This window comes from Woodsholea maritima DSM 17123 (assembly GCF_000382325.1).
Classification (GTDB): domain Bacteria; phylum Pseudomonadota; class Alphaproteobacteria; order Caulobacterales; family Maricaulaceae; genus Woodsholea; species Woodsholea maritima.
In genome coordinates this window covers 50,097-63,465 of record NZ_KB908056.1, presented here as the reverse complement: position 1 = coordinate 63,465, position 13,369 = coordinate 50,097, and the positions used below count along the sequence as shown (strand labels likewise).

At 56.9% G+C, this 13,369-nt stretch carries 12 protein-coding genes; 8 read left to right on the top strand and 4 right to left on the bottom strand.

All coding sequences use genetic code 11. The features are described 5' to 3' along the window. The first annotated feature begins 8 nt into the window (after positions 1-8). Both H151_RS16730 and H151_RS0100345 read left to right on the top strand, forming a co-directional pair. Positions 9-740 carry a MotE family protein gene (locus H151_RS16730; RefSeq protein WP_019959625.1) on the top strand — a complete coding sequence of 244 codons (732 nt, stop codon included), beginning with the start codon at positions 9-11 and terminating at the stop codon, positions 738-740. Continuing rightward, positions 721-4,071: a tetratricopeptide repeat protein gene (locus H151_RS0100345; RefSeq protein ID WP_156823320.1), complete on the top strand. Its 3,351-nt coding sequence runs from the start codon at positions 721-723 to the stop codon at positions 4,069-4,071. Before H151_RS16730 ends, H151_RS0100345 begins: the two co-directional genes overlap by 20 nt. Before the next feature lie 6 nt (positions 4,072-4,077). Here H151_RS0100345 and fliP read toward each other — a convergent pair whose 3' ends face one another. Then, a complete protein-coding gene (gene fliP, locus H151_RS0100340; protein ID WP_019959623.1) occupies positions 4,078-4,842 on the bottom strand; it encodes a flagellar type III secretion system pore protein FliP in 765 nt (254 codons plus the stop codon). Then, positions 4,839-5,231 carry a FliO/MopB family protein gene (locus tag H151_RS16725; protein WP_019959622.1) on the bottom strand — a complete coding sequence of 131 codons (393 nt, stop codon included), beginning with the start codon at positions 5,229-5,231 and terminating at the stop codon, positions 4,839-4,841. The genes fliP and H151_RS16725 overlap by 4 nt, the downstream gene beginning before the upstream one ends. A 235-nt stretch (positions 5,232-5,466) precedes the next feature. Here H151_RS16725 and H151_RS0100330 point away from each other — a divergent pair, with 235 nt between their 5' ends. From H151_RS0100330 to H151_RS0100320, 3 genes are read left to right on the top strand one after another with little or no spacing between them, the layout of a single operon-like run. Then, complete coding sequence (locus tag H151_RS0100330; protein WP_019959621.1) at positions 5,467-5,883, top strand: flagellar basal body rod protein FlgB; 417 nt, start codon at positions 5,467-5,469, stop codon at positions 5,881-5,883. 17 nt (positions 5,884-5,900) lie between these two features. Further along, the gene (gene flgC, locus H151_RS0100325) at positions 5,901-6,314 is read left to right on the top strand and encodes a flagellar basal body rod protein FlgC (RefSeq protein WP_019959620.1); all 414 of its coding nucleotides are present in this window, start codon (positions 5,901-5,903) and stop codon (positions 6,312-6,314) included. Positions 6,315-6,353: 39 nt separating this feature from the next. Beyond that, positions 6,354-6,665, top strand: a complete 312-nt coding sequence (locus H151_RS0100320; protein WP_019959619.1) for a flagellar hook-basal body complex protein FliE — start codon at positions 6,354-6,356, stop codon at positions 6,663-6,665. Between the two features lie 678 nt (positions 6,666-7,343). On the opposite strand, the gene H151_RS0100315 is transcribed toward H151_RS0100320, so the two are convergent. Together H151_RS0100315 and H151_RS0100310 are read right to left on the bottom strand one after the other, a co-directional pair. Next, a complete protein-coding gene (locus H151_RS0100315) occupies positions 7,344-9,191 on the bottom strand; it encodes a DUF885 domain-containing protein (RefSeq protein WP_019959618.1) in 1,848 nt (615 codons plus the stop codon). 18 nt (positions 9,192-9,209) lie between these two features. Beyond that, on the bottom strand, positions 9,210-11,093 hold the full coding sequence (locus tag H151_RS0100310) for a DUF885 domain-containing protein (protein WP_019959617.1): 1,884 nt from the start codon (positions 11,091-11,093) through the stop codon (positions 9,210-9,212). 121 nt (positions 11,094-11,214) lie between these two features. Between H151_RS0100310 and fliQ the strand changes: the two genes are divergently transcribed. The 3 genes from fliQ to flhB are packed head-to-tail and all read left to right on the top strand — an operon-like array spanning position 11,215 to position 13,337. Next, on the top strand, positions 11,215-11,478 hold the full coding sequence (gene fliQ / locus H151_RS0100305) for a flagellar biosynthesis protein FliQ (RefSeq protein WP_019959616.1): 264 nt from the start codon (positions 11,215-11,217) through the stop codon (positions 11,476-11,478). A 2-nt stretch (positions 11,479-11,480) separates the two neighbouring features. Further along, positions 11,481-12,242: a flagellar biosynthetic protein FliR gene (gene fliR / locus H151_RS0100300; protein WP_019959615.1), complete on the top strand. Its 762-nt coding sequence runs from the start codon at positions 11,481-11,483 to the stop codon at positions 12,240-12,242. Positions 12,243-12,251: 9 nt separating this feature from the next. Further along, positions 12,252-13,337, top strand: a complete 1,086-nt coding sequence (gene flhB, locus H151_RS0100295) for a flagellar biosynthesis protein FlhB (protein WP_019959614.1) — start codon at positions 12,252-12,254, stop codon at positions 13,335-13,337. The last annotated feature ends 32 nt before the right edge of the window (positions 13,338-13,369 follow it).

Below are 13,369 nucleotides of genomic sequence, written 5' to 3'. Positions count from 1 at the left end.
AGGCGATGATGCCGGGTGTAAGACCGCTTGCCGTAATCACCGTGTTGTTGGTGGGGCTTTTAGGATTAAAAGCCCTTTGGCTTGTGGATGGGGTCACGGCTTTAATATCTTCTCCGGCTGAGGCCGCCGAAACGGCCCAGCATGGCGATGAGAGCCATGACGAACCCGCACAAACCGCCGACAGCCATGGCGCTGAGGTCAGTGAAATCCCGCAACCGGTCGAGGCCCAACCTTCAGCGGATCCTCTCGCCAATTGCCCGGTTAGCGATCCCTTTGCCGATCGTGTTGGGGCTACCCAGTCTGAGCTAGAGGTTTTACGCCGCCTGTCTGAGCGCCGGCGCGAAATTGATCAACGCGCCCAGGCCCTTGATACGCGCGAATCTCTGTTGTTGGCGACCGAGCAGCGCGTGGATGAGCGCGTCGTGGCTTTGCGTGAATTGCGCGATGAAGTGCAGGTTTTGCTGGGCCAACTTGATGAGCGCCGAGAGCAGGAGGTCACTAGGATCGTTGATCTTTATGGCCGGATGGATCCAGGCCAGTCGGCCCCCATCCTGGCCGCGCTTGATGAGCATACTTTGTTGTTGGTGGCTGAACGCATGGCGACGAATAAGCTGGCGCCGATCATGGCGGAAATGGAGCCGCGCTTTGCGGCGGCCTTGACCGCGCGTCTGGCCCAGCGCTCCGTCCCGCCTGACACCGCTGCTGAGTTGGAGGCCCGCCTTGAGGATAGCGCTGGCTAAACCGGCCCGCGCGGGCCTCATCTTTATTCTGGGGCTAATGATTACCCTTTTCGGGGCGTTGGCGCATGGCCAAACGCCGGTGACCCTTCAAGTCGAGCGCATTGGTGCGGCGGCGCGCCTAACCTTTGCTTATCCTGAAGCCCAGGGCGGGGACATCACCGCAGAGGCCGAGGTCGTGGCGGGCAGTGTGTTATTGGTGCGGTTTTCCGATGCGATGAGCGCTGATCCTGAAGCGATCCGCGAAGCGGCCCCGGATCTGGTGTCCGGCGGGCGCTTTGATGAAGGCGGGGAGGTGTTGCGCTTAGCGCTCAATCGACAGATCGAACCGCGCATTCAGGTCTCGCATAATTTGGTGATCTTGGATTTGTTGATGCCCGGCATGGCCCCCTTGCCAGAGGTAACAGCGCCCTATGTGGAGGCGCAGCGCCGCGCGGCGGAGGCTGCGCGCCAGCGCGCTGCGGAAGCGGCAAACCGGCGTGATCCGCTTTTAGATGTTACCTATCGCCTGGGCACGGCCCCCGATTATACCCGGATCGAATTTTTCTGGCCGCAAGCGGTGACCTATTCCTTGAGTGATGTCAGCGATGATCAGGTTACGCTGACCTTTTCGCGGGGGGCCAATATTGATCTGCGCGATCTGCGCGCCAATCCGCCTCAACGCATTCAGCGCATCCAAGTCGACAGCACCGACCCCCTGACTTTGACCTTCGAGATGGATCCAGGCATGAGCCCGCGCGTGCGCGATGGCGAAGGCCAGGTGATGTTTGATGTGCGCGATGACAGCTCTAATTCCACCGAAGCCGTGATCGAGGCGCTTAACCGCTATGCCGATCAGCGTGAGGCCGATGCGGCGGCGGCCCTTGCCGCAGAGCAAGAGGCTGCGCGTCAAGCTGAGGCGGCTGCACGTGCGGCCGACCAACCCGCCGCGCTGATCCCTGAAGCCATTGATGAACCCGCCGCTGAGGCCGACACGTTCTTACCTGAAAGTGGCGTGGTGCGTGCCGAGGCGCGCTTTACCAGCGAAGATGTCACGATCAGCTTTCCTTTCGCTGCGCTGCCCGGCGCAGCCGTCTTCCGGCGCGCGGATGATTTGTGGGTGGTGTTTGATGTTCCTGCGGGGCTGGACCTGGCCGAGTTGGGCGCAGGCGGACGCGAGCATATTCGCGGCTTTAGCGCCCAAACCGGCGAAGATTATGCTTTAGCGAAAATCATGGTTTCCCCCTCAACCCTGGTGGAGGTCAGCCATCAGGATGCGCGCTGGATGATACATTTGACCCAGGCGCTGGATGCGCCGACCCAGCCGATGGTTATCCGCCGTGAAGACCAAATTGGTGAGCCTGCGCGCCTGCGGATCAATTTTGCCGGTGCGCATGGCGTGCGCCGTTTGACGGACCCGATTGTGGGCGATGATATTTTGGTCCTCACCGGAAATGGTGAAACGCGCGGGGTCTTATCGCGCCGCCAATATATCGAAGCGCAAATCTTGCCCTCCACCCATGGGCTGGCCGTCTTGCCCTTGGCTGATGATGTGGTGATGCAGGTAACACAGCAGGGCGCGATTATCACGCGGCCAGGGGGGCTGGCCCTGTCGCGTCAGGCGGTATCGGGTGGGGGGGCCAGTGTAGCTCGCCCAGTCTCGCCCGCCTTTTTGGACTTTGCCCGCTGGCGCGGCAATCGGCGCTATCTGGCCGGCGAGCAAGCCTTGATGCGCGATGTCGCACAGAGTGATGAGGCGCGTGATTATTTGGGACTGGCGCAATTTTACATGGGCTGGGGGCTGGCCGCCGAAGCCCTGGGCGCGGCGCAAATTGCGCTCGATAAGGACCAACGCCTGGCTACGGACCCGGCGTTGCGCGCTCTTCAAGGGGCCGCGAGCCTACAGATGGGCCGCGTGGAAGACGCTGAAGAGTATTTTAATGAACCGGGCCTGCGTACAGATCCCGCCGCGCAGATCTGGCGGGGCTTAATGGCGGCGCAAAACAATGATTGGCCCGAAGCGCGCCGTCATTTCGAAGCGGGCGCGGATACGATCTATTTTTATGAGCCGCAATGGCGCGCGAAGTTTCGCGTCGCCCATGCGCGCTCGGCTTTGGAGGCGAATGATCTGATCGTCGCCTCGCAATTATTAGCCGAGATCCAGGTCGATGATCCGGATCTGGAGACCCAGGCCGAGGCTGAGCTGATCGCGGCGCGTTTAGAAGCCGCCAATGGCCAGATAGACACGGCGATCCGGCGCCTGAACCGGTTGAGTACCCATCCCTGGATGCCGATCCAGGCTGAGGCTTTGCTGTATAAAACCCAGATTGAGATTGATGAGGGGCGAATAACGCCCAATGAAGGGGTGGACGCCTTAGAATCTTTACGTTTTCGCTGGCGCGGTGATGCGACAGAGCTGAAAACCACCCGGTTATTGGGTCAATTATATAGTCAGGCTGGGCGCTATGCCGAAGCCTTAGAGGTCTTGTCCATTGCCCAGACCCGCTATGAAGACGGGCCGATGACCCGGCGCATGACGCTGGATATGGATGAGATTTTCCGCCGCCTATTTTTGGAAGATGAAGCCAGTACCCTCGATCCGATCGAGGCTTTGGCGCTCTATTATGAATATAGCGCGTTGACCCCTGTGGGCTCGGAAGGCGATCGCATGCTGCGCCGTCTTGCCGATCGCTTGGTGGCCTTTGATTTGTTGGAACCGGCCGCAGAGCTGTTGCAATATCAAATTGATGAACGCTCCATGCCCGCTCAGGCCAAGGCGACGATTGCTGCAGATTTGGCGGTGATTTATTTGATGGATAATCGTCCCGGAGAAGCGATCAGTGCGATCCGGGCCACGCGTGTGGCCGGTATCCCACGCGATGTGGTTGATGAGCGCCGGGTGCTGGAAGCGCGCGCGCTGGCCGAGCTGGGCCGGACCGATCATGCGCTGGAATTATTAGAGGGCGATACCTCGCGTAATGCCTTCCGCATGCGCGCGGATATTGCCTGGGATGAGCGCGAATGGGATCAAGCGGGACGCCGCCTGGAAGCCTTATTGGGGGATCGCTGGCAGGATAGTGAGCCCCTGAGCGAGGTTGAAGCCCATGATGTGCTGCGCGCGGCCATTGCGTTTTCTTTGGCCGGCGACCGGGCCAGCGTCAATCGCTTGCAAACGCGCTATGCCAGCGCCATGGGTGAGACGGCAGAGGCCTCAGCCTTCTCGGTCCTGGCCAGTGACAGCATTGCTGCGGGCGATACGCGCCTGGTTGATATGGTCAATGATTTGGCGACGGTGGAGGGCTTGGACGCCTTTATGTCCGAATTCGCCACCCGCTTTCAAGAGAGCGCGACTTAAACCGGCTTAAGGCGTGGGTGGGGCACCGTTCTGGAAGCTCTGAATGAGGCTTCCCACCACCAAACGCCAGCCATCGACCAGCACAAAGAAGATCAGCTTAAACGGTAGGGAGATTACCACCGGCGGCAGCATCATCATCCCCATGGACATCAAGATACTGGCCACGACCAGATCAATGATCAAAAACGGGATGAACAGCAAAAAGCCAATCTCAAACGCGCGGCGTAATTCAGAAATGATGAAAGCGGGCGCGATGATCCATAACGGTGTCGCTTCGGGGTTTTCCGGCTGGGTTTGCGATAGATCAAAGAACAGGGCCAGGTCATCTTCGCGCGTTTGCAACAGCATGAAGTCTTTGACCGGTGTTGCGGTGCGGGTGAAGGCGTCTTCCAGCTCGATCTCATTATCGAAATAGGGCTGTAGGCCTTGCTCATACGCCTGGGTGAAGACCGGGGCCATGATGAAGCCGGTCATGAACAAGGCCAGGCTGATCATGACGGCATTGGGCGGGCTTTGCTGCAAACCCATGGCAGTACGCAGCAGGGATAATACCACAACGATACGCACAAAGCTGGTGGTCATGATCAAGATCGAAGGGGCCAGGCTGAGCACGGTGACCAGCGCAATTGTCTGCACCACCCGGCGGGTCAGTGAATTGCCATCGCCCAGATCCAGGCTCAATTGCTGCGCCGTGGCGGGCTCGATCAAGATGAGGCCCGCGAGCACGGCCAGGCCCAGCATGATGAGATATTTAAGGGCAGGGCGGATCATTGCGCGCGTCCTTTTAACACCTGTTTGAGGGCTTCGCTGAAGCTGGGCCGGGGTCCAGATTGGGGGGGCGGCGTCGCGTTTTCATCGCAGGCTTCGGGAGGGTCGGGTTCAATTGGTGCCGCGCGCTCGGCCAAGATCTGCTCGCTGTGTTGGCCGAGCAAAAGGATATGCTCACGATCATCAATCTGCACGATGACCACGCGCCGACGCGGATCCAGTATCAAGCTTTCGCGGACCGCCATACGTTTATGGCTTTGCCGGTTTAGGGCCAAAGCACCGGGTAATAATCCGCGCGCTGCCATCAGGCGTAAAGCCACGGCGAAGCCAGCGAGAAGTCCCAATATAATCAAAAGCCCAGCGATATATCGCGCCAGATCGAGCATATCCATGTCAGCGGGCCTTATCCACACCTCAACCACAATAATGTGCCGGGGACCGAGCCACCACACATCTTAGGGCTTGAGCGTTAAACCGACTCGCGATGAAGGTTAAGGGCTTGTTAAGGAAAATGGGTAGAAGGTTAATATTGGCTTGTGGACAACGATTCGTCTCAGGCCATGTGACCTAAAAATCAGGTCCATTCGCGCGTCAAGCCATCTCTGGAAAGCCAGAGGAGAGGGATGCATGAGTATCGACGATCTATCGGTTATGCGCGTGCTGCATCAAACGATGCAATACGGCACGCAGCGTCAAAGCCTGATCGGGGAAAATGTGGCCCATGCCAATACCCCCGACTTCACCCCGAAAGATATCACCCGCAGCGAGTTTGAGCGTGTGTTGAGCAATGTCGGCGGTCCCAGCGCCGGGGTGGATGTGATGCGCACCCATCCCATGCATATCGCTGGGCCGGATGGCGGCCAACGCGTTTACACCGCCGAAGCCAGCCCCGACAGCGAAACCACCATCAATGGCAATTCGGTCGTGTTGGAAGAGCAAATGGTGCGCCAGGTCGAAGCGCGCATGACGTTTGAAACTGCGCTGACGCTTTACCAGAAGAATCTCAATATGCTGCGCACGGCGGCGCGTGGTCCGGCCGGTTAAGCTAGGGAGAGCCTATCATGAGTAAGATTGACGATACCTTGCATTTGGCCGCTGCCGGTTTGCGCGCGCAATCTTCGCGCATGCGCATCATCGCGGAAAACCTCGCCAATGCGCAATCCACCGGGCGCACCGCAGATGAAGACCCTTATCGCCGTCAGGTCCCGGTATTTGAGGCCGAGCTGGATCGGGTCACGGGCCTGGAAGTGGTGCGCATGACCGATGTGAAGGCCGATCAGTCTGATTTCCGTCTGGAATATCAACCCGGCCACCCGGCAGCCGATGGCGAAGGCTATGTCAAATATCCTAATGTCTCGACCTTGGTGGAGCTGATGGATATGCGCGAAGCCAATCGCACCTATGAGGCCAATTTGAACATGGTGGAATCTAGCCGCCAGATGATGCAGCGCACGCTCGATCTGTTGCGTCGCTAAGTGTTTTAACCCGCTAGAATAGCGGAGATGGAGTAGGACATGGCGCTCGATCCCACAGCCCTTCGCGCTTATGCTCAGGCCGCGCAACAGGCGGCGCGCCCCTCTGCGCCTTCGGGTGCGGATGATCATCCAGCAGCGGACTTTGCGGCCATGGTCGGCAATGCGGTCAATACGGCCGAAAGCCAGCTGCAATCGGCGGAAAATCTCTCCAATGGTTATGCGATGGGGACATCGGATTTAGTGGATGTTGTGACCGCGATGGCCGCGGCTGAAGTGCAATTAGAAACCGTCGTTTCCGTGCGCGATCAGGTCATCAAGGCGTATCAAGAAATCCTGCGCATGCCGATTTAAGGGCTTGAGATGGCTTTCCAGTCGTCATCTTCATGACTGCATGCAGCCTGTCATCCCCGACTTGATCGGGGATCTCTGTACTTTACTGGCAAACTCAATAGATCCCGGATCTCACTGAAGTTCGTCCGGGATGACAGAGCTTTGTGAATAGCTCAGCGAGTGACGCCCCCTCCGGTCCTACGGACCACCTCCCCCGCTAAAGCAGGGGAGGACAAATCGGGCGACAGCCCGCAAGGCCAAAGGCCGCCCGCAGCATAGCGAGGATGTGTCTGAGACAATGTCACCCCAAACTTGATTTGGGGTCCCTGCCGGACGGGTTGAGCTTGGTTCTGGTCGAGCAGAATAATCGTCACGCTCACGGCATGGATCCCCGATCAAGTCGGGGATGACAGTTTAAGGTTTCATCATCGCTGGCGCGCAGCATTTGGCAATTTATGGATCCCGGCTCTGCGCTGCGCTTTGTGCGCTACCGGCTATCGCCTATATGAGCGCGTTGCTCGCCCGGGAACCCGGCTGAATACTTAAGCACATCGCGGCCCCGGACTTGATCCGGGGTCCAGATCGAACCCAAAGGGTTCGCTAGGCCAAAGGCCGCCCACAGCGAAGTGAGGATAAAAAAAGGCACAAAAAACCCCGCCTCATCGAAGCGGGGTTTGATGTTTAAGCCAAGAGAGAAGGTTAGCCCTTTTTATCCTCGACCCAGGCCTGAACCAGCTCTTCCAGCACGGCAAGGGGTACAGCCCCATTGGCCAGCACGACATCGTGGAATTCGCCGAGGTCGAAGGCCTCGCCCAGCTCAGTGCGCGCGGCTTCGCGGATGCGCAGGATTTCCAGCATACCGATTTTATAGGCCGTCGCCTGGCCGGGATAGACGATGTAACGCTCAATCGCGGCGATACAATCGCCCTCTGGATTGGGCGTGTTTTCAACCAGATATTGGATCGCTTCTTCGCGGGTCCAGCGCTTGGCATGGATACCGGTATCGACCACCAGACGCGCGGCGCGCCATAGCTCCATCGCGAGGCGGCCAAAGTCTGAATAGGGGTCTTGATAGAAACCCATTTCCTTAGGCAGGTATTCGCTATAAAGCCCCCAGCCTTCGGTATAGGCGGTATAGCCGCCAAACTTACGGAAGGACGGAATGCCGTCGAGTTCCTGCATGATAGCCAGCTGCATATGGTGACCGGGAATGCCCTCGTGATAGGCCAGGGCCTCCATCTGATAGGTCGGCATCTGGGTCATATCGCGCAGATTGGCGTAATAAACCCCCGGACGTGACCCATTGGGTGCCGGGCGTTGATAGAAGGCTTTACCGGCGGCCCCTTCGCGGAAAGGCTCTACCCGGCGCACGTCTAACGCGGCCTCTGGGAAGGTATTGAACACCTGGGGCAGGGTATCGCGCATCGTATCAATGATGCGGGTTGCCTCGCTCAGATAGGCTTCGCGCCCTTCATCGGTGTTGGGATAAGTAAACTGCGGGTCGGTGCGCATAAACTCGAAGAAGTCTTGCAGACTGCCTTCAAAGCCCACCTGGGCCATGATCGCGCGCATTTCACCATGGATGCGATCCATCTCGGCCAGGCCCAGATTATGGATCTCATCGGCGCTCATATCCGTGGTGGTATATTGGTGGAGCAGCGCATTGTAATAGGCTTCACCATTAGGAAGTTTCCACACCCCATCATCGCTGGAGGCGGTTTCCTGATGACGCTCAAACGTCGCGATCATGCGTTGATAGGCGGGCAGGAAATGCGCGCGCATCGCCGTTTCAGCTTCGCTGATCAGGCGGGCTTTGTCCTCATCGGAAATCTCTAAGGCTTCGATCTTGCCGCGATAATTGGCGAGCAGAGGGCTATCCTCGGCGCTGTCATCAAAGGGGGCCCCCGTGATGACATTGCGCGCGGTCTCAATCATTTTGCCATAGACCCAGCGCGGAGGATAAACACCGGCCTCAAAGCGGGCCTCAAAGCGCGGCAATAGCTCGCCCATCACGCGCTCAATTTCGACGACACGCGCAATAAAGGCCTCAGCATCGCTGACATCATCAATGCGGTGCTGGTTCATCAAGAAGGTGGCAAGACCGGTCTGTGGACCTGAGAATTGCTGGAAGATATAGCCATTATCGCGGAACGCCCACATGCGGGCCGATTGCTCGGCGTCATATTGGAACAGGCGATAAGACAGCTGGGCCTGGGTGTCGAGGGCATCGAAATCGAAAGTCGCGACCATCTCTTCAGCGAAAGCCTGATTAAGCTCATAGCTCAGGCGCGCTTCCCCATCCGTATTCTCATCAAGCTGATCATAGGCGGTTTTGCGGCCCAGATAAGTCTGGGTCATGGGCGAACGGGCGATATTGGCCTCGAACACCTCTTCGAACCACAAATTTAACCGATCACTTTCGGTTTCCAGGCTCGCAGTTTGCTGCGCAGCATTGATGCTGGCAAGAAAATGGGAGCCCTCATGGGCTCCCGCAGGCAGTGTGACCAAGCACAGGGCGCTGGCGCTTAATAAAAGTGTTTTGATCATGAGAGAACCTTTTTGAGATTACCCTTGTTTTTCAGCAATATAATCGTCAACCATGTCAGAAAGCAGGCTCAATGGTACAGAGCCATTGGTCAGCACGACATCGTGGAATTCGCGAATGTCAAAGTCATCGCCTAACGCTTCTTCTGCGCGTGTGCGTAGGTTCTGGATGGTCATCATACCAACTTTGTAAGACACCGCCTGACCCGGCCATACGGTATATCGGCGGACCTCGTTTGTAATGTCACCTTCGGTCATGGGCGTGTTTTCCAACATATAGGTGATGGCTTGTTCCTGGCTCCATTCTTTTGAATGAAGCCCGGTGTCAACAACTAAGCGTGCGGCGCGGAAAACCTCATAGGAAAGGCGGCCAAAGTCTTGATACGGATCTGTAAAGAAGCCCATATCCTTACCCAGCCATTCTGAATACAAGGCCCAACCCTCAGCATAAGCTGAGTATACGGTGAACTTTTGGAACATTGGAATGTTCTCAAGCTCTTGAGCGATAGATAACTGGAAGTGGTGACCAGGCGCACCTTCATGGAAGGCCAGCGTCTCCATTTGATAGACGGGAACTTCGCGCATATTGGCCAAATTGATATAGTATGCGCCTGGACGCGAGCCATCTATCGCACCGCTTTCATAGAAAGCCCCTGTGGCGGTTTCGATACGGTAGGGCTCAACCGCACGCACTTCCAATTCGGCTTGGGGCAGTGTCGCAAAATAGTTCGGCGCAGCTTCCATCAGAGCGTCCACTTTGGCCGTAGCTTCAGAGAGATAACGCGCGCGCCCTTCATCGGTGTTGGGATAGTAGAATTCATCACTCTCACGCAGATGCGCGAAGAAGTCCTGGACTGTGCCTTCAAAGCCGACTTGAGCCATGATGTCGCGCATTTCGCCATGGATGCGTTCAACTTCGGCCAAACCGGTTTCATGGATTTGATCGGCACTGAGATCCAAGCCTGTGGTGTAGTTTGATAAACGCGCTTGGTAGTAGGCTTCGCCCCGTGGCATTGCCCAAGCCCCTTGATTGCGCCCATCGGCCATGACTTCATGGCGTTGCATGGTTTCGATCAAATATTCATAGGCGGGTTTAACGCTGGTTTCGAGGGCTTGGCGCGCACGGGTTCTTAAATCGGCTTTAAGTTCATCACTGGCGTCGAGATTTTCCAGCTTACCCTCAAAGTCCGCCAATAAAGGCGAAGCGGTCTCGCTGTCATCAAAAGGCGCACCGGTGATCATCCCGCGTGCCGTGTTGATAATGGTTTCATAGGCAAAGGCTGGTGGCAAAATACCATTTTGGGCGCGCGCATCGGCTTGATCGATATAAACGCGCAGTTTAGGCCCCAAGCCTTCGAGGCGAGATACATAGCCCTCTGCCTGGTCCATATTATTGACTTGATGCAGACCAATCAGTGTGGTTGGCATGCTCGTATGAGGGCCAAAGAATTGGGTGAAGATCAGATTGTGATCCCAAAACTCGCCTTGGCGGATCGCATCTTCGGCGACAAACTCATAGAAGCGGTAAGAGATTTTCGCGGTTTCATCCAGCGCATCATAGTCAATCTGGCTTCGCATTGCGGCCAGACGCTCGCGGGTTTGCTCAAGGTCGGCATTGAAGGCCGCTTCAGAGTTGTCATCCCACTGACCATAGGCAGCGGGCTCGCTAACCATATTCAGATAGGTTTGCAGTTCTGGCGATTCGGCGAGGTCTTCCTCAAAGATGGCCTGGAACCAAGCGTTCAAACGCTCGCTTTCGCTTTGCGTCTCAACGCTTTCCACCGCCTCTTGGCTCTGGGCTGCGGGCTGAGAAGTCGCTGAAGTCTCTGCGCTATTGGTATTTTGCGGTGAGCACGCCAGCAAGAGTGCGCCCGCGCTGGCGGACAATAAAAGCTTTAACGTCATGATCTACCTCCCCGTAAGATCAGTCTATTTGTTCATTATCACCATCTTTGCGGATCTAGGGCCAGCGGTAAACTTACTGATGTGTTAATATTATCCAAACGAATCACCAGAAGGGTTGATCATGACGGGCGGAGAAGTCCTCGATATTGCGCGCGATGCGATCTGGGTCATGCTGGCCATGTCCGCACCGATTATGATTGTGGGCCTGGTCATTGGTGTGGTGATTGCCCTGTTACAGGCCCTGACCCAGGTTCAGGAAATGACCTTGGTGTTCGTGCCGAAGATTATCGCGATTTTTGTGGCGCTTTTGATGTTCCTACCTTTGATGGGGGCTTTGATCAGTGCCTTTATGAATACCATCGCTGATCGTATTATCGCGGGCTAGTCATGGATCTACCGGCCTTTGATCCAACCAATTGGGTATTTGTGGCGGGCCTGGTGTTTGCACGCATGGGCGCGTTGGTCATGTTGCTGCCCGGCATTGCCGAAAGCGGGGTGCCGCCGCGCATACGCCTGTCCTTCGCGCTGGCCTTTTCGCTGGCCATTGGCCCGGTCGTGGCCTCACGCTTACCCGCAGAACCACAAGTGTTTTCGGCCTTTATCGCGCTGTTGATCTATGAAGTTTTGATCGGGCTGATCATTGGTGCGGCGGCCCGGTTTTTCTTGTCGGTTGCGGCCATTGCCGGTCAAGTCATCGGCTACCAAACCGGTTTGGCGATGGCGCAGTCCTTTGACCCGACGCAAAATTCCCAAGGGGCCTTACCGGCGGCGTTTTTGAATATCGTCTTTATGCTGCTGCTGTTTTCCTCCAACCTTCATCATATGTTGCTGACAACCGCGGCCCATTCCTATGATTTGATGCCGGCGGGTGAGGCCCCGATGATGCAGGATGCGGCGGAATGGGCGCTGGGCCTGTTTGTGGATTGCTTTGCCCTGGGCTTGCAGATTGCCTCGCCCTTGGTGGTGTTTGGTTTGATCTTCTATCTGGGCTTAGGGGTGCTATCCAAGCTGATGCCTCAGGCCCAGATTTTCTTTATTGCGATGCCGCTCAATATCTTATTGGGCTTTGCCATTCTCGCGATTTCGCTGGGCGCGATGAGCCTGGCCTGGATGGAGCGGTTTGAGCATTTCGCGGCCACGTTGGAATAGGCGGGCGCGATGGCAGAGGAAGATAAGAGTGAAAAGACCGAGCAGCCCACCGCGCGCCGGCTGCAGCAGGCGCAGGAAAAGGGCGATGTTCCCAAATCCCAGGAAATCTCGGGCTGGTTTTTACTCGCGGCCGGTTTGGCGATCTTGGCCTTCATGGTGCCAGGGCTCAGCCGGGCGATGGCGCTGGATTTGCGCTTGTTCTTTGCCAATGCCGGCACGTTGAGCCTGGATCCCGGGGCGGCGCTTCAGCTGGTGAAGGATACCGGGATTCGCATTGCCATTTTGGTGGCCTTTGCCTTTTTGACCTTGCTGGTGGCGGGCCTGATGGGCCATTTCGTCCAACATGGCTTGATGTTTACGCCCTCCAAGCTGGAGCCAAAGCTGTCCAAGCTTAACCCCGCTGAAGGCATGAAGCGGATGTTCGGCCCGCAAGGCTGGATGAATTTCTTAAAAGGTCTGGGAAAGCTCGCCTTGGTCGGGGCGGCTATGACCTTGGTGTTATGGCCTAAGCAAGACGAGCTGGCCGTGATGGCGCTCGTCGATTTGGGCTCGATCCTGGGCGTTATCCGTGAAGCCTCCATTCAGTTGATGATCGCGGCCTTGATTGTCTATGCGATCATCGCCGGGGCCGATTATCTCTTCCAACGCCATGAATTTACTGAGCGCAACAAGATGTCCCGGCGCGAGATCAAGGACGAATATAAGGATACCGAAGGCGATCCTTTGATCCGGGCGAAATTGCGCCAGATCCGTATGGAGCGCTCGCAACGCCGGATGATGGCCAATGTCCCGCAAGCCAGCGTCGTCGTGACCAACCCGACCCACTATGCTGTGGCGTTAAAATATGTGCAGGGCGAGACCCCGGCGCCGGTGTGCTTGGCAAAAGGTGTGGACAAGGTTGCGCTGAAAATTCGTGAGATCGCCGAGGAGCACAACATTCCTATCGTTGAAGATCCGCCTTTAGCGCGAGCGCTTTACGCCAGTGCAGAGCTGGATGAGCTGATCCCGGAAACTCATTATAAGGCCGTCGCCAAGATCATCGGCTATGTGATGAGCCTGGCGAAAGGGCGAAGAGATCGCGACAAGTCGCGCTAAAATGCGTTAACCTTAAACTAACGAATCACGCC